General features: G+C 66.8%; 22 protein-coding genes. 5 read left to right on the plus strand and 17 right to left on the minus strand.

The genetic code is table 11. The features are described from left to right. Positions 1–9: 9 nt before the first annotated feature. Positions 10–1464, minus strand: coding sequence for a 4-hydroxyphenylacetate 3-monooxygenase, oxygenase component (hpaB, locus tag LQ144_RS01975; protein WP_230116877.1), 1455 nt, complete (start codon positions 1462–1464; stop codon positions 10–12). A 53-nt stretch (positions 1465–1517) separates the two neighbouring features. Next, positions 1518–2048, minus strand: a complete 531-nt coding sequence (locus tag LQ144_RS01980) for a flavin reductase family protein (RefSeq protein ID WP_230116878.1) — start codon at positions 2046–2048, stop codon at positions 1518–1520. A gap of 174 nt (positions 2049–2222) precedes the next feature. On the opposite strand from LQ144_RS01980, the gene LQ144_RS01985 reads away from it, so the two are divergent. Then, on the plus strand, positions 2223–2957 hold the full coding sequence (locus LQ144_RS01985; RefSeq protein ID WP_230116879.1) for an IclR family transcriptional regulator: 735 nt from the start codon (positions 2223–2225) through the stop codon (positions 2955–2957). A gap of 32 nt (positions 2958–2989) precedes the next feature. Here LQ144_RS01985 and LQ144_RS01990 read toward each other — a convergent pair whose 3' ends face one another. The 4 genes from LQ144_RS01990 to LQ144_RS02005 form a co-directional block, all read right to left on the minus strand. Then, on the minus strand, positions 2990–4384 hold the full coding sequence (locus LQ144_RS01990; protein WP_230116880.1) for an MFS transporter: 1395 nt from the start codon (positions 4382–4384) through the stop codon (positions 2990–2992). Between the two features lie 204 nt (positions 4385–4588). Further along, positions 4589–7618, minus strand: a complete 3030-nt coding sequence (locus tag LQ144_RS01995) for an AAA family ATPase (RefSeq protein ID WP_230116881.1) — start codon at positions 7616–7618, stop codon at positions 4589–4591. Beyond that, positions 7615–8811, minus strand: a complete 1197-nt coding sequence (locus LQ144_RS02000; RefSeq protein ID WP_230116882.1) for an exonuclease SbcCD subunit D — start codon at positions 8809–8811, stop codon at positions 7615–7617. Before LQ144_RS02000 ends, LQ144_RS01995 begins: the two co-directional genes overlap by 4 nt. Before the next feature lie 79 nt (positions 8812–8890). After that, positions 8891–9814 carry an aquaporin gene (locus LQ144_RS02005; RefSeq protein WP_230116883.1) on the minus strand — a complete coding sequence of 308 codons (924 nt, stop codon included), beginning with the start codon at positions 9812–9814 and terminating at the stop codon, positions 8891–8893. 222 nt (positions 9815–10036) lie between these two features. Here LQ144_RS02005 and LQ144_RS02010 point away from each other — a divergent pair, with 222 nt between their 5' ends. Next, positions 10037–11206 (plus strand): ADP-ribosylglycohydrolase family protein, encoded by a 1170-nt coding sequence (locus LQ144_RS02010; RefSeq protein ID WP_230116884.1) that lies wholly within the window; start codon positions 10037–10039, stop codon positions 11204–11206. Here LQ144_RS02010 and LQ144_RS02015 read toward each other — a convergent pair. Together LQ144_RS02015 and LQ144_RS02020 are read right to left on the minus strand one after the other, a co-directional pair. Further along, the gene (locus LQ144_RS02015; protein ID WP_230116885.1) at positions 11193–11729 is read right to left on the minus strand and encodes a DUF4395 domain-containing protein; all 537 of its coding nucleotides are present in this window, start codon (positions 11727–11729) and stop codon (positions 11193–11195) included. The two genes, LQ144_RS02010 and LQ144_RS02015, sit on opposite strands and share 14 nt — an antisense overlap. Before the next feature lie 9 nt (positions 11730–11738). Next, a complete protein-coding gene (locus LQ144_RS02020) occupies positions 11739–12782 on the minus strand; it encodes an exonuclease domain-containing protein (RefSeq protein WP_230116886.1) in 1044 nt (347 codons plus the stop codon). 68 nt (positions 12783–12850) lie between these two features. On the opposite strand from LQ144_RS02020, the gene LQ144_RS02025 reads away from it, so the two are divergent. Further along, a complete protein-coding gene (locus tag LQ144_RS02025; protein WP_230117045.1) occupies positions 12851–13618 on the plus strand; it encodes a VTT domain-containing protein in 768 nt (255 codons plus the stop codon). Between the two features lie 94 nt (positions 13619–13712). On the opposite strand, the gene rdgB is transcribed toward LQ144_RS02025, so the two are convergent. The 6 genes from rdgB to clpS all read right to left on the minus strand — a co-directional run bounded on the left by rdgB (position 13713) and on the right by clpS (position 18158). Continuing rightward, complete coding sequence (gene rdgB, locus LQ144_RS02030; RefSeq protein ID WP_230117046.1) at positions 13713–14351, minus strand: RdgB/HAM1 family non-canonical purine NTP pyrophosphatase; 639 nt, start codon at positions 14349–14351, stop codon at positions 13713–13715. A gap of 74 nt (positions 14352–14425) precedes the next feature. Then, positions 14426–15184: a ribonuclease PH gene (gene rph / locus LQ144_RS02035; protein WP_290369696.1), complete on the minus strand. Its 759-nt coding sequence runs from the start codon at positions 15182–15184 to the stop codon at positions 14426–14428. 84 nt (positions 15185–15268) lie between these two features. Continuing rightward, on the minus strand, positions 15269–16066 hold the full coding sequence (locus tag LQ144_RS02040; protein WP_230116887.1) for an MBL fold metallo-hydrolase: 798 nt from the start codon (positions 16064–16066) through the stop codon (positions 15269–15271). Further along, positions 16063–17127: a glutamate racemase gene (gene murI, locus LQ144_RS02045; protein ID WP_230117048.1), complete on the minus strand. Its 1065-nt coding sequence runs from the start codon at positions 17125–17127 to the stop codon at positions 16063–16065. The genes LQ144_RS02040 and murI overlap by 4 nt, the downstream gene beginning before the upstream one ends. 91 nt (positions 17128–17218) lie before the next feature. Beyond that, positions 17219–17785 carry a DUF2017 domain-containing protein gene (locus LQ144_RS02050; RefSeq protein ID WP_230116888.1) on the minus strand — a complete coding sequence of 189 codons (567 nt, stop codon included), beginning with the start codon at positions 17783–17785 and terminating at the stop codon, positions 17219–17221. Then, the gene (gene clpS / locus LQ144_RS02055) at positions 17778–18158 is read right to left on the minus strand and encodes an ATP-dependent Clp protease adapter ClpS (protein WP_230116889.1); all 381 of its coding nucleotides are present in this window, start codon (positions 18156–18158) and stop codon (positions 17778–17780) included. The genes LQ144_RS02050 and clpS overlap by 8 nt, the downstream gene beginning before the upstream one ends. A gap of 37 nt (positions 18159–18195) precedes the next feature. Here clpS and LQ144_RS02060 point away from each other — a divergent pair, with 37 nt between their 5' ends. Further along, complete coding sequence (locus LQ144_RS02060; RefSeq protein WP_230116890.1) at positions 18196–19524, plus strand: nicotinate phosphoribosyltransferase; 1329 nt, start codon at positions 18196–18198, stop codon at positions 19522–19524. Continuing rightward, positions 19524–20159, plus strand: a complete 636-nt coding sequence (locus LQ144_RS02065) for an isochorismatase family protein (RefSeq protein WP_230116891.1) — start codon at positions 19524–19526, stop codon at positions 20157–20159. Before LQ144_RS02060 ends, LQ144_RS02065 begins: the two co-directional genes overlap by 1 nt. A 57-nt stretch (positions 20160–20216) precedes the next feature. On the opposite strand, the gene LQ144_RS02070 is transcribed toward LQ144_RS02065, so the two are convergent. The 3 genes from LQ144_RS02070 to nagB form a co-directional block, all read right to left on the minus strand. Further along, positions 20217–21995 carry a DEAD/DEAH box helicase gene (locus LQ144_RS02070; RefSeq protein WP_230116892.1) on the minus strand — a complete coding sequence of 593 codons (1779 nt, stop codon included), beginning with the start codon at positions 21993–21995 and terminating at the stop codon, positions 20217–20219. Further along, on the minus strand, positions 21995–22336 hold the full coding sequence (locus LQ144_RS02075; RefSeq protein WP_230116893.1) for a DUF3039 domain-containing protein: 342 nt from the start codon (positions 22334–22336) through the stop codon (positions 21995–21997). Before LQ144_RS02075 ends, LQ144_RS02070 begins: the two co-directional genes overlap by 1 nt. Positions 22337–22413: 77 nt before the next feature. Then, positions 22414–23196 (minus strand): glucosamine-6-phosphate deaminase, encoded by a 783-nt coding sequence (gene nagB / locus LQ144_RS02080; RefSeq protein ID WP_230116894.1) that lies wholly within the window; start codon positions 23194–23196, stop codon positions 22414–22416. Between the last annotated feature and the right edge of the window lie 75 nt (positions 23197–23271).

Consider the following 23271-nt stretch of genomic DNA (forward strand, 5'->3'; position numbering starts at 1 on the left):
ACCGGCGGATCAGTCGGTGCGGTTCAGGAATTCGCGGAGCCTGGCCCTGACAGGCTCGCGGTCGTAGGTGTTGACGAGGGCGCCGGCCATCCGGACCGGATCCCCGAAGAAGAAGTACTCGTAGAGGGACTGGCGCCCCGAGAAACCGGAGATCGAGGCGTCAAAGGCCAGCTTGAACAGGCGGACGCGCTCGGGGCCGGTGAGTGTCTTCCCCTGCAGGTACAGGTCGATGTCTGCCCTCGCCTCGCTGTTCACGTCCGCTTCCCCGGGCAGCGCCATGAGCCCGGAGGCCGAAAACTTCCGGATGATCTGCGGGAAGCGCTGGGCGATCTTCGGGTACCAGTTCCGCGCGGCGTTGAGCGTGCTCCACTTCGGCAGCATGACGCCGGCGCCGTTAAGCTCCGCGTCCGCTTCGGAGGCGCGCACCAGGGCCTTGCCGATTTCGACGTCGATGATCAGTTCGGCGATGTCCTCCTGGATGTGCTGGAAGCCGTCGATGCCGATGGAATCGGCCAGCTCGGACGCGAGGCCAAGGAAGAACTCGCTCTTGGCGATGGTTCGCGTCACGACCTGGTGGGTCATGAGGGCGCCTGCCCCGGTCTCGGTGTAGAACGCGTTGCAGAGCTGGGGGTTTCCGAGCATGAAGATGCGTTCGCTCGGGACGAAGACGTCGTCGAAAATGGCCACGGCATCCATCTCCTCGTAGCGGGACGCGAGCGGCTCGTCGTGAGTGCTGCCGCCGTTGTAAAGCGAGGTGCGGCACAGGTACCGCAGACCGGGGGCATCGTTGGGAATGGCGAAGGCATAGGAGTAGGGCGCGTCCTCCGGGGTGCCGCGCAGCACCGTGGAGGGAAAGACGAGCAGCTCGTCGGCGATGGGCGCGATGGTGGCCAGCATGCGGGCACCCCTGATCACGATACCGTCCTCGCGCTCCTCCACAATGTGCGCGGAAAGCTGGCCGCCGAGCTGTTCGGAGCCGGACACGGAACGGTTGACCTGCGGCGGGATCAGCGTATGAGTCGCGAGGACGTCATTCTCGCGCGCCCACTCGTAGTAGTTGCGGATATTCTCGGCAAACCTGGGGTCAGCCTGGGAGAACCATTTCCCGGCCGTGGCCAATGCCGTGAGGGCGGAGTTCATGTAGTCCCCGGTCCGCCCCAGGAAACCGTTCGACGCTTCCGCCCAGGTGGAGATCGCCCGCCGCCGGCGCCTCAGGTCCTCGGCGGTTCTCGGAACCAGGAAGGAGGCGTTCACGAGGTCACCCGTGGTGGGCGACGTGTAGGTGAGCGCTTCCTGGTACTGCTGGCCGTGCTGCATGTCGAACAGCTTCGCGTAGGACCTCGCCACATTGCGGAAGGCAGGATGCTCCGCAACCTTCTCGCTGACCACTTCGCCGTCAATGACGATGTGCGGTGTCATCGCGCTGAGTCTCTCCAGGTACTGCTGGCCGGTTCGGATTCCCATTGTTCTGTCTCCAGTCGTCGTCGAACTGCAGGTGGTCGGGTGGATGATGCGCGTCAGAGAAGGTCTTCCATGCCCAGCTGGCTTTCCGGGATGGTGGTGAATGCGCTGTTGGCGAAGGCCAGGGCGTCACCGTTTCGATAGTTGAAGTCCACTACCTCGCCGAGATAGAGGGTGTGGTCGCCGCCGTCGTAAGCTGCCCAGGGTTTGCACTCAAAGTAAGCGAGCACATTGGACAGGCGCGGTGCCGTTTCGCTCTCCACCCACAGCGGCTCAGGGCCTGGGCGTCCGGCGAAGTGCATGGCCAGTTGGCGCTGTTCCGCGCCCAGGATGTTGACGGTGAACGGCCGGCCGGCGAGCTCGTCGTGCGCCTTGGTGGTGCGGGCAATGCTGACCAGCACCAGCGGCGGCTCCATGGACACCGAGGTGAAGGAGTTCACGGTGATGCCGTGGCGCTTGGTCACGCCGTCGAACGTGACGATGGCAACGCCGGTGGCAAACCTTCCGAGACTGCCGCGAAAACGATGGGCCCGCGGAACGGACGTCCGGCCGGGGACTTCCGGCGCCGCTTCCGGCTTGGCAATCATCGTCGATTCCTTAGGTCGCGGAGACTTGTGTTCGAGCACCGGCGCTACTGGTACACCAGCGCCGGGTATTCTATAGTTGAACGCATAATTCCTATATGGAACGCTAGCCGAACGTGACGTGCAGCACAAGGCTGCGGAACAAGCCGCACCGGTCTCCCGCCTAGGATGGACAGCATGAATCCAATCGCCAGTGCCGGTGCACAGGTTGCGCCTGCCCAGGTTTCCCCATCGCAGACGCTCTCACGGGGCATCCGGGCCCTGGAAATCCTGGCCGAAGCCGAGAACCCCCTCACGATCGCCGAGCTTGCGGACGCCATGGGCGTCCACCGTTCGGTCGCGTACCGGATCCTCCGGACGCTCGAGGACCACTCGCTGCTGGTGCGCGACGACGCCGGCCGGGTGCAGCCGGGGCCAGGCCTGGCCGTGCTGGCAAGGGGCGTTTCCCGCAACCTCCAGACGGCCGCCCTCCCCGAGCTGACCCAGCTTGCCAATGCCCTGAACATGACGGCGTTCATTGCCGTCTGGGACCATCAGGAGTGCGTCACCCTGGTCACGGTGGAGCCCCGGCATTCGGCCGCCACGGTGGTCCAGCACCCGGGATCCCGCCACCCCATCAGCAGCGGCGCCCCCGGTATCGCCATCCAGTCGGCGCTGACGGAGCATGACTGGGTTCAGCTGGCGCCAACCGTTCCGTACCGCGCCGAGGCCGCCGAGGCGCGGAAACGGGGCTACGCCGCAAGCCATGACGAGGTCATTGCGGGGGTTTCCTCGCTGGCCGCCCCCATCCGGGTGCCGGGCGGACGGCCCGCGGCCGTCGCCGTCGTCTATATCCGCTCGTCGCAGGACCCGTCCGACGTCGCCGCGGCGCTGACCGCCGGCGCCGCACGGATTGAAGCGCAGCTCGCCTGACACGCCCGCCGCTGTCGGACACAGCGGTGGGGTCAGCGAACAGGCGTCGCGGCAGCCTTGCGCTGGTTCCGCTGGTTTTGGCGGACGACGACGGCGGCAGCCGCGCCGAGCACGAACAGCGCCGCTGCGGCGGCAATCGGAACGAGGAAAGCCGCAGCGTAACCCGGGCCCTGCGCCAGCTGACCTGCAATCGTTGATCCCACGGCCGTGCCGGCCACGATGCCGCTGGCCAGCGCCGTCATCACCGTTCCGAGCCGTCCGGCGGGCGCAGCGATCCCGCCGATCGCAAAAACGGTCACCATGACCGGCCCCACCGGAAGGCCGAGGGCCAGCAGCACGAGGACCATGGCCCAGCCGCTATCCGGCAGGAGCAGCAGCGTCGACAGTCCGGCCATGAGGGCAGCGGAGGCCAGCCAGCGGGCCGCTACCGTGAACCGGACCGGCCAGTAAGCCACGGAAATCGCGGCCGCGGCCGAGCTCAGTCCCATCACCGAGTACAGCAACCCGGCAACCTCGGATGTTGCGAATGACGCCGAGAAGGAAGTGAGGGCGGTCTGCGTGGAGCCAAAAAAGGTGCCCATGCAGACCATCGCCAGCACAGGGAGCGCGACGGCGGCCACGCGGGCCAACCGTCCGCGGCGCGGGGTGCCTGCCACGTTGGACGCGGGTTGAACGGCCTTGCCGGGGCGGCCGTTGCGGGGAACGGACAGGTGCGTCCGGTGCACGGCGAATGCCGGCACGAGCGTGATGGTGAGGACCGCTGCAAGAGCCAGCGGTAGCCAGGGCGCCACCAGGCTCGCCAGCACGCCCACAAGTGCAGGGCCAAGGACAAACGTGAGTTCATCGGCTGTGCTTTCGTAGGACAGTGCCGTGTCCAGATCCGTGCCGCTGTCCTTCCGGCTTCCGCCGGACGTCAGGGCCATCCACCTCACGCGGGCGAGCGGACCTACCTGGGGACAGCTGACGCCAGCGATGAAGGCCGCCGCGAAGACCGGCCAGGCAAAGCCGAAAGAGTCGGCACTGACTCTGTCTGCACCGGGGAGGGCATAAGCCAGTGCAACCAGAGTGAGCACGGCGGCGGCGTTCAGAATGGCAGACACCAGCAGCACCGGACGTTGTCCACGGCGGTCCGCGAGGGCGCCCAGGACAGGGGCGCCGAGGGCAGACCCGATGCCGACAGCCCCGGCCGACGTTCCGCCGATTGCGTAGGATCCGCTGACGGAGGTGACCAGCGTCAGTGTTCCGACGGTCAGCATGGCGAGCGGGAGCCGCGCAAACAGCCCGAGGGGAATAAACCCCTTGCCGGCCAGTCGTGGGAGCCGGGCGAACCGGCCGCCGGAGCGGGGAGGCCGCGAATCGGCAGGCGTGGCCGCAGCGGCAGATGGGAGTTCAGTGGCCGGACGCCGAGGCGCCGTGGAAGTTGTCATGTATCCGGGCTCGTTCAGTACTGCGCATCGTCCCTCCTCCCGATGCGCGCAACCCGGTAACTATCCGAGTGTACTGGACACTGGGGTCCGGCACACTCAGGCCCGGCACACTCAGGCGCCCGGCACACTCAGGCGCCCGGCACACTCAGGCCCAGCTCACTCAGGCCCGGCGTTGCGGGGCGGCACTGAATGCCGTCCGGTGGATCAGCCTGCCAGCGCGGCCTCAGAAATGTGCAGGGTGGAGCCGTTGCGCCCCTTCACCACCTGGAGTTGAGTGCCTATCCGCTGCTTCATCTCCGCCACGTGGCTGACGAGTCCCACTACGCGGCCGCCGTCGCGCAGGCCTTCGAGGGCGTCCATCACCTGCTCCAGGGCCTGCTCATCGAGGCTTCCGAAGCCCTCGTCCACGAACAATGTCTCAATGTCCACGCCCCCGGCCTCCTGCTGCACAACATCCGCTAGGCCCAGGGCGAGCGACAGCGAAGCCATGAAGGACTCGCCGCCCGAGAGGGTGGACGTGTCGCGTCGCAGGCCGGTCCACTCGTCCACGACTTCGAGGCCAAGCCCCGACTTCGCGCCCCTCGCGGCTTTGGCATCCGTGTGCTGCAGCGTGTACCGGCCATCGCTCATGGCGACGAGCCTCTCCGAGGCGGCGATGGCCACCTGTTCAAGCCGTGCCGCCAGGACATAGCTGTTGAGGCTCATGCGGTAGCTGTTGTCTCCGGCACCCCTGGCCGCGTCAGACAGGGCCGACAGCATTTCCGCCCGTTCCCGCGGTTTCCGGCCAGACTCCGCCACCTCCTTGTATTCGAGGCGGAGGCGTCCCAGGGCGGTGGACTTCTGCGATGCCAGGCCGGCAGCGAGCGCCACGTCCCGCGACTTCTGCGCGGCCCTTTCGGCTTCGGCCCTCAGACGGTCCACTTCGCCTGCATCCGCAGTGACGCCGGCGGCTTGCTCCTGTTCCGCCAGGACGAGCTCCTCACCGGCGAACAGCTCTTCCAGCCGGGCTTGTTCGTCCTGCCCCGCCCGCACCGCCGACTCCAGGCGCGCGGCATCCCCCGCGGCAAGCAATGCGGTGTGCGCTTCGGCGGCGGAGTCGAAGCCTGCGTCCGGCAGCGCGAGGTCCAGCTGGCTCCGCGCCTCGTCCAGACGGGCCGATGCCAGGTCGAGGGCTGTGCGGGCGGAGGCCGCCCCCTCCAGCACCTCAATGGTCTTCCTGACGCCGCTGCAACGCTGGCCGAGGCTGGGGTAACCCGCCCGCAACGCGGCAAGCGCAGATTCCAGGGCAGTTGTCTGTTGTTCCAGTTCGGTCAGCGTGGATTCGGTCTGGGCGATGCGCGACAGACATTCGGTCCGCCCCTGCTCAGTGGCAGCGATGCGGTCTTCCAATTGCTCCTGCCGTGCCCGGCTTTCGGCCAGCTGCTCTTCGGCGGCCTCGGCCTCGTCGGCTGCTTCGCTGGCAACCCTCGCCGCTTCCTGGGCCTCGGCCGGATCAGTGTCTCCGCCCTGGCCTGCCAGCACAGCGAGCTGTTGCCGGGCAGCAGACAGCTCCGCGTCCAGCGCTGCGAGAGCCTCCTCTGCGGCATCGCAGATGTCCCTGGCCTGTTCTTCTTCCTCGGCAAGGCCAAGTGCCGACCCGGCGGTGGGCACGGGCGCCGGATGCTCCGTACCGCCACAGACCGGGCAAGGTTCTCCGGCTTCCAGCCGCGCCGCCAGTTCCGCCGCCGCGTTGGCCAGGCGCTGTTCCCGGAGGTCAAGCCACCGTTGCCGAGACTCCTGGTAGGCGTCCCTGCCCTTGAGGTGCCGTTCAGCTGCCCCTGCACATTGCAAGGCAGCTGTCCCATAGCGCCGGACGACGTCAACAAGCTCTTGGGCCGCCACGGATTCCTTGGTGCGGAGCACGGCCTCGCCCGCCAACTGTTCCAACGGCTGAAGTCCCGCGCGGAGCCGGGTCATTTCCGAGCGGAGTGAAAGCAGGGCCTCAGAGTGGTCCTTGCTGGTGTCCAGCAGTTTCTGACGCCCGACGACCAGGCCCGCGCTTCTTGCCGCAAGCCCGGAAAGCTTGTCCTCGTCCGCGAGCCGTTCGTTCACCACGGCCAGCAGTGCGCGCAGCCGGTCCAGCTCGGCGGTCACGTCAACGGAGGCCGAGCCGGTGTGCGCCAGCTCGGCATCCGTCAGAACCGCGGCCCGAAGGTTTGCTGCGGCACGTGCCATTGAATCGGCTGCCCGGGCCAGTGCGGGCTCTGCAGCGGTCACCGCCTGGAGCTGTCCGCCAAGGTTCTCGGCCTTGCGGTGCAGTGCCAGCCGGGCAGCATCACGTTCGAGCACGGGGACCGCCGCATTGGCTTCTGTTCTTCGGCGCAGCGCGGCGGCGAGCTTCAGCTGGCGGCGTTCGCGGGCTATTTCCGCGTCCAGCCGTACAGCATGCTCGCTGCAGACAGCCTCGCAGGACTTGGCTTCCGCGGCCAGCTCCGAGGCCTTGAGCGAAGCGGCGTCTTCGAGCCAGCCGAGGAGTTCACGGTGACTACCGGGCTCGGGTGCCCCGGTCAGGTCCAGCCCCAGCGTCTGGGCCTCGGCCTGGGCCCTCGTCACCAACAGGGCCAGTTTGCTGTTGTGTCCGGCGACCTCTGTGGCGGCTTCAGCTGCCCTGCCGGCCAGTTCGCGCTCGACGGCTTCGAACCGTTCGGTTCCGAAGAGTTTCTGGAGAAGGTCCAGCCGGTCTGAGGCTTTGGAACGCAGGAAGGCCGCGAAGTCGCCCTGCGGGAGCATGACCACCCGGGTGAACTGCTCCCGGTCCATTCCCAGAATGGCGGTAATCTCGGCTCCGGCTTCGTCGTTCCGGCCGGACTTCTCGATCCACTCCCCGCCGACGCGCTCCCGCAGGAGTGTCTTGGCCTGCTGTACGGTGAAGCCGTTTCGGCCCCGGGCGCTCGGCTTGTCCCAGGCCGGTGTGCGGGACACTTCAAAGCGCCTGCCGCGGGCGCTGAATTCACAACTCACCCGGGGTTCTGTCGCAGCGTCGGCGTGGTCACTGCGCAGCCTTTTGCCGTCCTGCCGTGCGCCGGGGACGGAACCGTACAGGGCGTAGCAGATGGCGTCCAGCACGCTCGTCTTGCCGGCGCCCGTGGCCCCGTTGAGGAGAAAAAGCCCATGCGCGCTGAGCCGGTCAAAGTCGATTTCTTCGGTGCCGGCGAAGGGCCCGAAGGCGCAGATTTCCAGGCGGTGGATCCTCACAGCGACACTCCTTGCAGGCGCACGGTCTCCAAAGCGTCGGCCAGGACGCTCCGCTCGGTTTCGTCAGGTTCACGGCCGCGGACGTGCTCCAGAAATCCGCAGCAAATCGAAAGGTCATCCTCAGCCTCGGCAAGCCTGCTGCTGTAGCTGATCTTGGCGGACGCCGGTGCCCCTTCCGGATCAAAGCCCAGCACGAGGGTGTCCGGGTACCTCGCCCGCAGCCGCTCCATAGCCTGGGCCGGACGCTGGGCATCCGTGAGGGTCACCTGGCAGTAGGCGTCCTCCGCCCAGGCATGGTGGGCGGACTCGAGGAGCTCGGTGATGGTTCCCCGGAGGACGGCGAGTTTCCTCGGCGCGTCCCAGTTGATCTCCTGGACCGCCGTGACGCCGGACTCATCGATGTCGATGAGCCAGCCGCCCTTTTGATGTGTTGCCTCTGAAAAGGAATAGGCCAGCGGTGAACCCGAGTAGCGCACTTCCGGCGACAGCTTCTGCCGGCGATGGAGATGGCCCAGGGCCGTGAAACTGAAACCGTCGAAAAGGTCCAGCGGTACAGCGCCGACTCCCCCGATGCTGAGGTCACGCTCACTGTCCGAGCTGAGCCCGCCGCTCGCAAACGTGTGGGCCAGCACCACCGAGTGGACGGTCCGCGACTGGCTGCGCCGAGCCAGGTCCGCCCGGACTCGCTCCGTGGCGGCACGCGTGATATCGAAGTGAGTGGCCGTTTCCACGCCGAGCTGGTCGGCCACGAGGCGCGGCTCCAGCCACGGGATGCCATAGATTGCCAGCGCGGGGCTGACCTCGTCCTCCGAACCGTCCCCGGGAGGCCCATCCTCCAGGGGCACCATCAGCGGCGTGTCGAGGTCCGCGAGCCGGGTGCGCAGATGCACCCCGCCGCGCTCCAGCAGCCGGGAGGCAAACCCCAGCCGGATGGCGGAGTCATGGTTGCCGCTGGTCAGCACCACCCGGGAACCGGCCGCGGTGAGCCGCACCAGGGCGTCGTCAAGCAGCCCGACGACATCCACTCCAGGCAGTGCGCGGTCGTAGACGTCGCCGGCGATGAGGACAACGTTGACGGACAATTCCTCGACCCTGGCGACCAGCTGGTCGATGAAGTCGCGCTGGGCGTCCAGCATGCCAACGCCGTGGAAAGACCGGCCCAAATGCCAGTCGGAAGTGTGCAATAACCGCATGTTCATAAGCTATCCGTAGGCACTGACAGTATTGCTGACCGTCCGCTTGGGCGCGTCCGGAGACGTACCAAGAGGACGGTTACTTGTCGCGAGTGCCGTCGAAGAAGTCGCGCGCCTCGCCGTCGGCCGGGGTTCCGGGCAGGTCATCGCTGTCCAGGACCTCCTCGTCGACGTCGTCGTCACCGGTTCCTGCCGCGGCAACGAGGCTGCCGGTACCGTTGCCGGCCGAACGCCTGCTGGCAGCGTTGTCCGAGAAGCCGCGGAATACAAGGCCTGCGATTGCCGCGCCCACCAGCGGTGCCACCCAGAACAGCCACAGCTGCCCCAACGACCAGCTGTTGGAGAACAGGGCAGACGCGGTGGCACGGGCGGGGTTGAATGGTGCGTTGCCCACAGCCTGTCCGAGCTGCAGCAGCACGGCCAGGGACAGGCCGACGGCGAACGGTGCAGCCGCCGCGTGGATGTTGCGGCGGGCGGTGGTGCCGAGGAAGACTGCGACCAGGAGGGCTGCGCCCACTACTTCGGCCAGCAGGACTCCCGCCATGGGTGTCTGGATGACGGAGTGCTCGCCGAATCCGGCGGTGACGGTATCGAACGCGGCCCTGGTGTCCTGGATGGTGGGGACAGTCCGCAGGATGCCGAAGAGGGTGAGCGCACCGAGGGCTGCCCCCACCAGCTGAGCGCCGATGTAGGCGGCTGCGTGGACCATCCGGATTCTGCCGGCCACCAGGTTGCCCAGGGTGATGGCAGGGTTGAAGTGTCCCCCCGAAATGTACGCGAATGCCAGCATCGCCGCCGTCACGGCCAGGCCGGCTGCGAGCGCGGCCGGCAACGGGCTGGACTGCGGGATGGTGAAAAGCGGCACGCCCAGGCCGGCGATGACGAGGAACAGGGTTCCGAACGCTTCGGCAGCAAGCCGGGAAACCAGTCCGGGCCGGTAGCCGGCGTCACCGGCGGGGTGCAACTCGGCGTCGGTGGTGGATACGGACACAGGGGTGGTCATGTTCGGAGAATCCTTTGTTTCGGTGAGCCGGAGACACCGGCATCAGCCGGGTCAGCCTCTGCAGTCTGCCAACAGAGTCTGGACGGTTGCTGAATTCGAGCTTAGCGCCCATTAGACGGGCATACTTCCTCCACAGGCGCCTTGTGACGGGGCCGAGATTGCGAGAGGCTGCGACGCAGCGCACGGGGAAAAAGACAGGTTCAGGCAGGTAAATTTACCTGCATGAGCAATAATCCCGGCACCGCGGCCCTGCCGTCCCCGAAATCCCGTATCCACGGCTGCCTTTTGGGCGGCGCACTCGGAGATTCCCTCGGCTACGCAATTGAATTTGATTCGATCACAGCCATCCGCAGCCGTTTTGGCGCGGACGGCCTGCGGGACTTCGCAGCGCTCGACGGCGGGAGTCACTTTTCGGACGACACGCAGATGACGCTTTACACAGTGGACGGGCTCGTCGAGGCACTGGAATGGGCGAATTCGGGTGTGGGCGCCGATGCCAACGCCTGCGTGTGGCTCGCCTACCTGCGCTGGCTCAACACGCAGGGCGTTTCCGCCCCGGAAGCGGCTCCGCGCCCGCAGCCGCGCTGGATTGACGGGCAGCCGGTGCTCCAGCACCGCCGGGCTCCCGGCAATGCTTGCCTGAGTGGTCTTGCTACAGGCGAGATGGGGACGGTGTACCGTCCGGTCAACCCGGATTCGAAGGGCTGCGGCACCGTGATGCGGTCAGCCCCGTTCGGACTGATCCCGCACATCCCGGCCGACTCGGTCTACAAACTGAGCGCGAACGCCGCTTCTCTCACGCACGGGCATCCCTCAGCACGCCAGAGCGCCGGGGTTTTCAGCCTCCTGATCCACTCGCTGCTCCAGGGCCAGGATCTGCTGGAAGCCGCCCAGGCGGCCGCGGATCATGTCCGCTCTGATGCGGAAGCTGCGCCGGAGCTCCTTGAGCGCATCAGCACCGCGATTCGCTTGGCCAGCGGGGCAGCCGCCTCGGGTACGGGTCCCGGTGAGCCAGCGGGACCTGCCTCGGGACCTCCTTCGGGACCTGCTTCGGGACCCGGTACGGAAACGGGCGCATTGCTGGGCCCCGAGGACCTGGTCCGTGAACTGGGTGAGGGCTGGGTGGCGGAGGAGGCGCTCGCCGTCGCGCTTTACGCGGTGCTCGCCACGGCGCCTGGACACCGGGACCGGCCCGCGGAGCACTTCAAGGCCGCCATCGCACTTGCCATCAATCACAGCGGGGACAGCGATTCCACGGGCTCTATCGCCGGCAATATCCTGGGCGCATACTACGGCGAGCAGTGCTTGCCGGAAGACTGGCTGGCAGCGGTGGAAGGGCCAGAGGTGATCCGCGGCATGGCCGAGCAGTTGGTGGCAGTTACAACTGCCTGAGGGAGATGTTGTTGCAGGCCTCGCAGACGTCATCAGGGATCATGCCGCGACGCTGCAGGAAGCCGAAAATCGTGCAGCCAAGGCAATATCCAGCGAAGGCCTCCAAAGACGCAGCGACGATCAGCACGGCAAGCAGAACCCAGGCCGCCGGCGCCACGTCAGCGAGGAACAGTACAGCCGCAGCAGTGGATACGGCCGCGCCGATCCCCTGCGCGAAGCGCTTGGGAGGTCCCGGGACCAGCTTGGCCCGTCCTAAACGCGGCGCGAGCACCTTGACCGAGAGCAGGGCCAGCGGCGAGATCCTGGGGCCGAACAGCACGCGGAGCCAGAACCCCGCAGCGATGAAGGCGAGGCCCCACCCCATGCCGGTGAGGAGCGTGGCCGCGGACAGCAGCACCACGAAGCTGGCCGTGATGCGGGCAGCGTATTCGTTCACCGGGTTGGGGAAAGCAAACACCGCGCGCCAGTCCACGCCGGCGGGTGCGGTAGCTGCGGACGAAGATGTGTCGCCTTGTCTGCTCATGCAGCAAGGCTAGGAGGACAGGGTCGCTGCGGGGAAGCTTTGTTGCGCCAGATGAATATGTGCGCCGGGAGCCCCGCCGACCATCTGCAGGAACTCGCCCTCCGAGAGGACCTCGATCGGCTGCCCGCGGTCGTGCAGCTCAAGCACCCGCTTGGCCTTTCCGGTCAGCCGGCCGGACCGAAGGTCGCGGGCATCGAAGCCGTCTCCGACCACCAGGACGCTGGTCCTGGCGGTGACCCTGCTTTCCGGTCGCGCGCCCATCTCGGCGGACCGGGTCTTGGCCTCCGGCCGCGGAATGCCCAGCTGGCCGGTGAACACCACCGTCTGGCCGTAGAGCGGGTTTCCGGGCTCTGCGTCCGGATTCGGCGCCGGGTTCTCTCCTTCGTCTGGCCAGCCGCTCCGGAAGGGTCGGCCCTGAGCGGTTCCGTTGAGGGCAGCAAGCGCCGTGAGGGTTGCCTTGGAGAGGGCGTCCCGGGTCGGATCAAAGGCCTGCTGCTGGGGTATCGACAGGCCGAGTGACAGATAAAGCTCTGCAACGCTGTTTGCCCGGTTGCGCGCAGCAATATCGATGAGGATTCCGGCGCAGGCCCTGGCATCCTCGGCCGCGTCGTGGTGGTTGACCAGGGGCACGCCTGCCTCTTCGGCAGCGAACGGCAGGGAATTGGAAACGAGCGAATAGCAGCGCCGGGACAGCATGACGGTGCAGACATAGTCGTACGCGGGACCGGGAAGGCCCGAGACCTCCAGACCTGAGCGGATCACCCCCAGATCGAACGCGGCATTGTGAGCGGCCAGGACGTCGTCGCCGATGAAGGCGCCGATCTCCGGGAAGAGCTCCCCAAAGCGGGGCTGGTGTGCCACCTGCTCGGGCCTGATGCCGTGGATCCGCACGTTGTGGTAATCGAACGCGTCATGGTTTTCCGGCGGCCGCATGAGCCACGAGGCCTCCTCAACGATGACACCGCCCCGGACCTTGCTGAGGCCAACGGCGCACGGCGAACCGCGGAAGCCGTTGGCAGTCTCGAAGTCGATCGCCGTAAAGTCCAAACCCACGGGGACCACTTTAGCGCCGCCGGACCCACGGGGCTGTCAAGTACCCTTGGAAGGTGAACTTTAATGCGATCAGCAACTTTGCCGTATCCACATTGGGAGGTGCCGGTCCGGTCCAGCCGCACCTCTCCTCGCTCCTGCCCGACTGGCTCAATCCCCAGGTATTCCTCGCCGACCCGGCCCTTGCGCCATGGGTGGTGCTCCTGGTTTGCGGCATCATCTTCGCCGAAACCGGCCTGCTGATCGGATTCTTCCTGCCGGGTGATTCCATGCTGTTCACGGCCGGTTTGCTCGTGGCCACGGACACCATCAAGTTCAACATCTGGCTCTTCGCCGTGCTGATCATCGTGTCCGCCATCGTGGGCAACCAGGCCGGCTACCTCATCGGCTCAAAGGCGGGCCCGGCCCTCTTCAACCGGCCTGATTCACGGCTCTTCAAGCGGGAAAACGTTGAAAGCGCCCACAATTTCTTCGAAAAGCACGGCGGCAAGGCACTGATCCTCGCCCGCTTCGTTCCGATCATCCGGACGTTTGTTCCCGTGATTGTCGGCGTGGCACAGATGGATAAGCGCAAGTTCTTCCTCTATAACGTCATCGGCGCGGCCCTCTGGGGCGGCGGCGTGACGCTCCTCGGCTACCTTCTCGGCGACAAAGTGCCGTGGGTGCGCGACAACCTGGACATCATTTTTGTTGTGATTGTCCTGGTCTCGGTGGTTCCGATCGGCATCGAGGTGCTCCGCGGAATTGTGGCCAAGCGACAGGCCGCCAAGTACGGCACGGACCCGGTGGAGGAGTTCATCGAGGAGCACGAGCCCGAAGAGGAACGCAAGACGCCGTAGCTCGCCGTTCCCTCAACGGACAACCACACACAACAGAAGGCGCCCCACCATGTGGGGCGCCTTCTGTGATTGAACAGCCTGCCGGCCCGGCAGGTTACCCGTCGGCCAGGGCCTTGACGATCGCCGGCAGCAGGGCACGGAATGCCTGCCCCCGGTGGCTGATGGCGTTCTTTTCGTCCGGGCTCAGCTCGGCGCAGCTTCGGTCGAAGCCCAGGGGCTGGAGCACGGGGTCGTAACCAAAGCCGCCTTCACCACGCGGCTCCCGCAGCAGGGTCCCCGCCAACTGGCCGTATTCCACCACCTCGCGCCCTCCGTCAGCGGATGCCGACGCCGGCACGGCGAGGGCCGCCGCGCACACGAAGGCAGCACCACGGTGGGCGTCCGGGACGTCCGCGAGCTGCGCCAGCAGCAGCCGAAGGTTGGCGGCATCGTCCCCGTGCCGGCCGGCCCAGCGAGCGGAGAATATTCCGGGGGCGCCGCCCAGCACGTCGACAGCGAGTCCGGAGTCGTCGGCGATCGCAATGAGTCCGGTCGCCTCGGCCACCGCGCGCGCCTTGAGCAGCGAGTTTTCCGTAAAGGTCACCCCGGTCTCCGCGACGTCGGGGCCTCCGACGGCGGACGCGTCCACCACCTGCGTGTCGACGTCGAGTCCGGGAACCTGCCCACGCAGCAGCTCACGCAGTTCCCGCAGCTTTCCCTTGTTGTGGGTGGCCAGCACGAGCCGGGGCGTCACCGGTCCGGGGGCTCCCCCGTTCCCCGGGCTGCTTTCCTCTCCGGCACTGTGTCCACTCACGGAGCCGGGTTCAGTCACGGAGCTTCAGCCAGGGTCTCGCGCTGGATGGCGGCGAGCTGCTCCGTCCCCAGGAGCGCCAGGTCCAGCAGCTTGTTAAGTTCATCACGGTCGAACGGGGCGCCCTCGGCCGTACCCTGAACCTCAACGAACTTGCCGGATCCGGTCACCACGACGTTCATGTCGGTCTCGGCCCGGACATCCTCGATGTAGGGAAGGTCCAGCATGGGGACGCCGTCAATGATGCCCACCGACACAGCGGCGATGGTGTCGATCAGCGGCTGGGCATTTCGTGCGATCATTTTGTTTTCGCGGGCAAAGCGGATCGCTTCGGCCAGTGCCACGTAGGCGCCGGTGATAGCGGCAGTCCGCGTCCCGCCGTCGGCCTGCAGGACATCGCAGTCCAGCACGATCGTGATTTCACCGAGGGCCTTGGTATCGATGATCGAGCGCAGGGACCGGCCGATGAGGCGTGAGATTTCGTGGGTCCGGCCGCCGATCTTGCCCTTGACCGACTCACGGTCGGAACGGGTGTTCGTGGCGCGGGGAAGCATGGCGTACTCGGCGGTCACCCAGCCACGGCCTTCGCCCTTGAGCCAGCGCGGCACGCCCTCGGTCAGGGAGGCTGTGCACAGTACCCGGGTGTTGCCAAACTCGATCAGGGCGGATCCCTCTGCCTGCTTGGACCAGCCGCGGGTGATGCTGATGGGCCGGAGCTGGTCCGGGGTGCGGCCGTCGGCACGGATGACGGGGATGGTGGTTGCTTCGGAAGTCATGCCAATAGCTTATCGATTTATCCACCGCCGGCTGGCGCGCCCGGACAGCCTCCACCGCGATGCCCGGCCGAGGTGGCCGCCGCGTCAGACGGTGTAGTGCACGCCGGCCACCGCGACGGCGACGTCTCCGGCAAAGACCGGACGTGCCTCAGCCATGACCTTCGTCTGCGACGTCCACACCGGAATGTGGGTCAGCAGGAGGCGGCGGGCGCCCGCCACCGTGGCAGCCTCGCCTGCGCGTTTTCCGGTCAGGTGGACGTCCTTGATGCCGTCGTCGCGGCCTTCCTCGAAGGCGGCCTCGCACAGGAACAGGTCGGCGTCCTTGGCCGCTTCTTCCAGCCCGCGGCATGAATCCGTATCGCCGGAGTAGGTCAGCACCCGGGTCACGGCGGTCCCGCTCTTGTCCGTCTCTGCCACCTCCACGCGCAGCGCGTAGGCTTCCTCAACCGGGTGGTTCACCGCGAACGGCGTCACCGTGAAAGGCCCCACGGTGACCGACTGGCGCTCGATCCAGTTGGTGAAGTCGAATTCCTCGTGCATGCCCGGATCCAGTTCCAGGCCGTAGGCCGTAGCCATCCTGTCGGCCGTCGCGGCTGGGCCCCACACCGGGATCCTTCCGCGGTCCCAGCCGCCGGGCTTCCAGCGCACGGCCACGTGGAGGCCGCACAAGTCCATGCAATGGTCCGGATGCAGGTGCGTCAGGAAGATGGCGTCGATGTCCTCGAGATCCGTATAGCGCTGGATGGCACCCAGCGCCCCGCTGCCAAGGTCCATGACGACCTTCCACGTGCGTTCGCCGTCATTCGCGGTCAAAAGGTAGCAGGACGCGGGCGAACCGGGGCCCGGAAAAGATCCGGTGCAGCCGACGATGGTGAGCTTCACAGGGCGGGACCTCCGGCGGGGGCGCTGCCGCCGGCACCCTGCCCGACGAAATTGGAGATGCGCGGACGCGACGCGGCGCTCTGGGCCGCCGCGATCATTTCCGGCGTGATCCGGGCGAGGCTTCCGGTCGGGTACTGCGCCGCGACGTGGTCGACGTGCCGGACGCTGAGCACCTCGGGCCCGAGGAACCTGCGGGCGAGGGCCTCGAACTGGCGGGCGTCGCCTGTGGCGATGAAGTTGTGCTCCGGCGGGGCAGCGGCGGTGCGCTCCAGTCCACGGCTCGCGAGCGCACGGTAGACATCCTTGGCTGTTTCCTCGGCACTTGAAACGAGGGTGACATCCTCGCCCATGACGTAGGAGATGACTCCGGTCAGCAGCGGATAGTGCGTGCAGCCCAGCACCACCGTGTCCACTCCCGCAGCTTTCAGCGGCGCAAGGTACTCCCCCGCCACGGCCAGCAGGTCAGGGCCGGTGGTGATGCCCGCCTCCACGTAGCTGACGAAGGCGGGGCAAGCCACCGAGGTGATCACGAGGTCCGGCGCGGCGGCGAACGTGTCCTCATAGGCCCGCGAGCCTACCGTGGCGGAGGTGCCGATCACCCCGACGCGGCCGGTGCGGGTGGCCGCCACCGCGCGTCGGACGGCGGGCTGGATCACTTCGATCACCGGGATCCCGTAGCGGGCGGTATAGCGTTCGCGGGCGTCCCGCAGGACGGCGGCCGACGCCGAGTTGCAGGCGATGGTCAGCAGCTTGACCCCGGAATCCACCAGCTCGTCCATGACGCCCAGGGCGTTGGCGCGCACCTCGGCAATGGGAAGCGGACCGTACGGCCCGTGGGCGGTGTCCCCAACGTAAAGGATCGATTCGTTGGGCAGCTGGTCGATGATGGACCGCGCCACCGTCAGTCCGCCGACGCCGGAATCAAAGACTCCGATCGGCAGCGATCCTAGGTTGGCGCCGATGGTCGTTGCGGAGTCCGCCGCAGCTCCTGCTGCCGGATCCGTGCTCGATGCTGAAGTCATGATTATTCGAGGATAGGTCTTCCCGGTGGGTGCGGCCATCACTTGTGGTGTCCGCCTCATGTCAAATTTGTCACATCCGCGCAGCGCGGGCGCACCCCTGCCCGCGTGGCCGGCGGACGGGACGGGCAGGCTAGGGCCGGGGCTCCATGGACTGCAGCATGGCCTGGACCAGGGACTCCTGCAGCCACGTGGTGAAGTTGTAGACGAGGGCAAGGTAGCTTTCCACGTCCTCCGCCTGGGACCAGTCCTGCATCTGGTGGACGTGGTCGGCGTCGGCCTCGTCCTGAATGTCCAGGCGTTCGGCGAGCACCAACCGGATGTCGTTCAGTGCCATGGACCAGTGCCTCGCGTCGGTGTCGGTCAGCAGCAGTTCGTCCTTGTCCAGGTCCAGCGCGGCGGCGCGCAGCGCGCCGATCTTGCTTTCGCGCAGGGAGCGTTCGGTGAGCTGGCGGAACTCCAGGGACGCGGCGCCGTCGTTCTTCATCACGTTTGGCAGGAGCCGCCGGAGTGCGCGGTCAGACGGTTCGCGGGCGTCCATGTCGAGCCCGATCATGGCGGTAAGCGGGTCCTGCTTGCCGCGGTCTTCGGGCTGGAGCATCGAGATGACGTCCTCGAAAAGGCTGCGCAGCAGTTCCCGCTCGGCCGGCTCCAGGAATCCGGTGATGCCCTTAAGTCCGTATTTGAAAGCCTTAGCCACGTTTTCCCTTGCCCTTGCCCGGGCCGCTGTTCTTGCCGCCCCCGCTGTTTCCGCCGGTGGCCTTCTCAACCGTTGCCCACAGGCCGTAGCCGTGCATGGCGACTGCGTGCTGTTCCACCTGTTCCTTGCTGCCGTGGGCAACAATGGACCGGCCCTTCCTGTGAACCTCCATCATGAGCTTGTTGGCTTTGGTCTCCGAATAGCCGAAATAGCTCTGGAAAACATAGCTGACGTAGCTCATGAGATTGACGGGATCATTCCAGATCACGAGGTTCCAGGGGATGTCCGGGGCGGTCAGCGCGTCGGTGGACACCGCTGTTCCGGTCTGGGTGCTCTCCTGGGTGTCAGGGCCGAGCGCAACGCTTAGGGTCATCTGTCCATTCTATGGGGATGCGCACTAGAGTGATTTTGTGAGTACCTACGCCGGCTGGAACCAGCCACGCACGTCCCTGTTCACTGATCACTACGAGCTGACTATGCTGCAGGCCGCGCTCCATTCCGGCGCCGCACACCGCAAATCAGTCTTCGAAGCCTTCGCGCGCAGGCTCCCGGACGGCCGGCGGTACGGGATCGTGGGCGGCACGGGCCGGTTGCTGGAGGGCATCGCGGCCTTCCGCTTTGGCGAATCCGAACTGGACTTCCTGGGCCGCACCGGCGTGGTCAACAAGGAGACCCTGGACTACCTCGCCGATTTCCGGTTCACCGGGGACATCTGGGGCTACGCGGAAGGCGAGGCGTACTTCCCGAACTCCCCCATCCTGATCGTCGAATCGACGTTCGCGGAAGCCTGCATCCTGGAGACCTACATCCTGTCCGTGCTGAACCACGACAGCGCCATCGCCTCCGCGGCATCCAGGATGATCACCGCTGCCGGGAACCGACCATGCATCGAGATGGGCTCCCGGCGGACCCAGGAGGAATCAGCCTCTGCCGCCGCCCGCGCCGCTGTCATCGCCGGGTTCGACAGCACCTCCAACCTTGAAGCGGGTTTGCGCTACGGCATCAAGACCGTGGGGACCGCCGCGCATTCGTTCACCCTCCTTCACGACACCGAACGCGAGGCGTTTGAGGCGCAGGTGGCCTCGCTGGGCGCCGGCACCTCGCTGCTCGTGGACACATACGACGTCGAAACGGCCGTCCGTACGGCGGTGGACATCGCCGGGGACAAGTTGGGCGCCGTCAGGCTGGACTCGGGTGACCTGGTGGAGCAGGCGCAGTGGGTCCGCCTCTTGCTGGATGAACTGGGCAACGAGAACACCCGCATCATGGTCACGTCCGACCTCGACGAGTTCGCCATTGCCGCGCTCCAGTCCGCGCCGGTGGACGCGTACGGCGTGGGCACGTCCCTGGTCACCGGTTCCGGGGCGCCCACCGCCAGCATGGTCTACAAGCTCGTCAGCCGCACGGACAGCACGGGCGAGTTCATTCCCGTGGCCAAGGCGGCCAAGAACAAAACGAGCAAGGGCGGGCGCAAATACGCCCTCCGCAAGCTCAACGATCACGGTACCGCCACCCAGGAAATCGTCGGAGTGGGCCACCGCCCGGTTGACGACGGCAACGACCGCCCCCTCCTGCAGCAGTTCATCAAGAACGGGGAACTGCTGCCGGGCTGGACCGGCCACGAAGGCGTCCTTCGCGCCCGTCAGCGCCACGCCGATTCAATGGCCGAGCTGCCGGCGGTCGTCCACCGCCTGCAGCGCGGTGAACCGGCCATCCCCACCATCTATGAGGAGAACTGATGTCACGTGCACTGATCATTGTCGACGTCCAGAACGACTTCTGCGAGGGCGGCGCGCTGCCGGTCCAGGGCGGTGCCGCGGTGGCGGGGGCGATCAGCGAGTACGTCGAAACGCATCACGGGCAGTTCGACCACGTCGTAGCGACGCAGGACTGGCACATCGATCCAGGCGCCCACTTCTCGGACGCTCCGGATTTCAAGGACAGCTGGCCACCCCACTGTGTCGCGGGTTCCCAGGGCGCCGAACTGCATCCCGATCTCGACACCGAACACATTCAGGCCTACTTCCACAAAGGCCTGCACACGGCCGCCTACTCCGGATTTGAAGGCCTGCTCGCCCCCGAGGACGCCGTGCCCACCGGGGACAGGAAGCCCGGTGCCATGCCGTCGCCCGGAGATTCCGACTACGCCGCCGAGGAAGACTCGATCGGCCTGGACGACTGGCTCCAGAGCCACGACGTGGAGGACGTTGTGGTGGTGGGGCTCGCCACCGACCACTGCGTCATGGCGACATCCCTGGACGCGGTGCAGGCCGGCTATTCAGTTACCGTGATCAAGCGGCTCACGGCGGGCATTGCCGGGGACCTGGACGACACCTACGCCGAGATGGAACTGGGAGGCGTGGACCTCGAATAGCAGAAAGGCGGCGCCCGCTGGTGCGGACCCCGCTTTCTTGGCTCTTTGCGCTACCGGCTACTTGCGGCCGACGAACCAGTCCTGAAGCTTCTTGAGCCTGGACTGGAGCTGTTCTTCATTCGCCTGCGCCACAGGCGGGCCGCCGCAGACCGTCCTCAGCTTCGTGTGGACCACACCATGGGGCGTTCCCGTCCGCGCGGACCACGCCGCCACGTTTTTGGCGAGCTCGTTCCGGAGATCCATCAGCATCCGGTGGTCCGGCACCAGCGGCGCCGCCGGAGCAGCGGAGGGGGCCTGCCGTTTCTTCCTGCTCTGCTGCTCGTGCTGACGCTGGCGCAGCAGCGTGCCCACCTGTTCAGCATCCAGCAGGCCCGGGATACCGAGGAAGTCCAGCTCGTCTTCGGAGCCGATGTCACCGCCGGTACCGAACTCGCCGCCGTCGAACAGCACACGGTCGAAGGATGCTTGGGAATCCAGGGCCTCGAATTTACCCTTGGTCAGGCTGTCCGAGGCTTTGTCCTCGCGGTTGGCCTCGTCCATCAGGGAATCTTCCGGATTGAACAGGCCGTCGCCGTCCTCTTTCTCCGGCCGGTCCAGCGCGTGGTCCCGTTCGGCCTCCATGCTGTTGGCCAGCGCCATCAGCTGCGGCACGGATGGCAGGAAGACGGAGGCAGTCTCGCCCCTCTTCCGGGCACGCACAAAACGGCCCACGGCCTGGGCGAAGAACAGCGGCGTGGAAGTCGACGTGGCATACACACCCACGGAAAGGCGCGGAACGTCCACGCCTTCGGACACCATGCGGACGGCCACCATCCAGCGTTTGTCGCCCTCCGTGAATTCTTCGATCTTGCTGGACGCCTTGGCATCATCCGAAAGGATCACCGTGGGCGATTCGCCGGTGATCTTCTTGAGCTGGCCTGCGTACGCCCTGGCATCCTCGTGGTCCGTTGCGATCACCAGGCCGCCCGCATCCGGGACGGACCGGCGGACCTCGCTGAGGCGTTTGTCGGCGCCGGCCAGCACTGCGGGAATCCACTCCCCTGCCGGGTTCAGGGCAGTCCGCCAGGCCTGCGATGTGATGTCTTTGGTGACAGCCGACTCGCCCAGGGAGGCGGCCATCTCCTCGCCTCCACTGGTGCGCCACCGCATCTGACCCGAATAAGCCATGAACATGACGGGCCGCACCACGTGGTCACGCAGCGCATTGCCGTAGCCGTAGGTGTAGTCCGCCTTGGAACGCCGGATGCCGTCCCGGTCCTCCGCGTACTCCACGAACGGGATGGGCGATGTGTCGGAGCGGAACGGCGTACCTGTCAGGGACAGGCGCCGGACGGCGGGGTCGAATGCCTCGCGGAGGCCGTCACCCCAGGACAGGGCCTCCCCGCCGTGGTGGATCTCGTCCAGGATCACCAGCGTGCGGGCGGCCTCGGTCTTGGCACGGTGCAGCAAGGGCTTGCTGGCAACCTGCGCGTAGGTGACAGCGACCCCGACGAAGCCGCGGCCGTGCTGGCCGTCGGAATTCTTGAAGTTCGGATCGATGGCGATGCCCACCCGTGCCGCGGCGTCAGCCCACTGCCTCTTGAGGTGGTCAGTCGGGGCAACGATGGTGACCCGGTTGACGGCACCGGATTCGATGAGCATGGACGCCACACGGAGCGCAAAAGTGGTCTTGCCTGCGCCGGGCGTCGCGACGGCCAGGAAGTCCCGCGGACCCGTGCTGAAATAGCGGTCCAGGGCTTCCTGCTGCCAGGCACGGAGCTTCTGGGCGGTTCCCCAGGCTGCACGTTCCGGATAAGCCGGAGGCAGCGTGGGGCCGCCGAAGAGTGTCTCCGTCACTACTTGTTGTTGCCTGAGTCCCCGCCGGACCCCTTGCCGCCGTCGTTTTCAGGCCGCAGGCCGTCGTAGACCTCTTTGCACATCGGGCACACAGGGAACTTCTGGGGATCGCGGCCCGGGGTCCAGACCTTGCCGCACAGGGCGATGACAGGCTCGCCGGTCAGCGCGGATTCCATGATCTTTTCCTTGCGCACGTAGTGCGAAAAGCGCTCACGGTCGCCGGGCTCCACTTCCTGGCGCAGTTCCTCGCGCTCGATGGTGGCCGTGGACGATCCGGCTCCGGAAAGCTCACGCATGGGGTCGTTTTCGAAAGGATCCGTCATGCTAGTCATGGCATCCATCTTAGCCGCTCCCGGCGGCCGGCGAAGGACGCAGCGGCGGCCTGCCGGGGCCCGCCAGGGGCCGGCGGCAACCCGCGCTACAGGCCCTGCCAAGTCGGTTTGTGGTCGTAGGAGTGGCGGTAGTAGTCGGCGAGTTTCAGCGACGACGCCGCGGCCTCGTCCACGAGAATGGAAGCGTGGGGGTGCAACTGAAGCGCAGAAGCAGGACAGATCGCGGCCAGCGGCCCTTCCACGAGGTCATGGACCGCCTGCGCTTTTTGCGCGCCCGTGGCCACCAGCACCGCGTGGCGCGAGTCCAGGATGGTCCCCAGCCCCTGGGTCACCACGTGATGGGGAACCTCGGCGAGGCTGGGGAAGAAGCGGGCGTTGTCCCGGCGTGTCTGCTCGATGAGCGTCTTGATGCGCGTCCGGGAAGCGAGCGATGAGCCTGGCTCGTTGAAGCCAATATGCCCGTCGGTCCCGATGCCCAGCAGCTGCAGGTCCACCCCGCCGCGGTCCCGGATGGCGGCCTCGTAGGCCTGGCAGGCCGCGGGGAGGTCCTTCGCGCTTCCGTCCGGGCCGTGGACGTTTTCGGGGGCGATGTTGACGCGTCCGGTGAAGTCCCGGCGGATGACCTCACGGTAGGACTCCGGATGGCCGGGTTCCAGCCCAACGTACTCGTCCAGCAGAAAACCGTGCGCCCTGCTGAAATCCAGCACGCCCCGCTCGTGGCGCAACGCCAACTCGTCATACACCGGAAGGGGTGACGATCCCGTGGCCAAGCCCAGCACTGCATCGGGCTTCCGATGCAGGAGGGCCTGAATGGCATCCGACACAAGGGAGGCGATTTGCCTGCTGCCCGGAAGGATCACGACCTCCATGCTGCTCCGCCGCCTTTCGCTGTGGTAACCGCCCCGTGCTGTCCTGCGTGGCCGACTATCTGCAAGCCATCTTTC

It is taken from the genome of Arthrobacter sp. Bi83 (genome assembly GCF_918698095.1).
Lineage (GTDB): Bacteria > Actinomycetota > Actinomycetes > Actinomycetales > Micrococcaceae > Arthrobacter.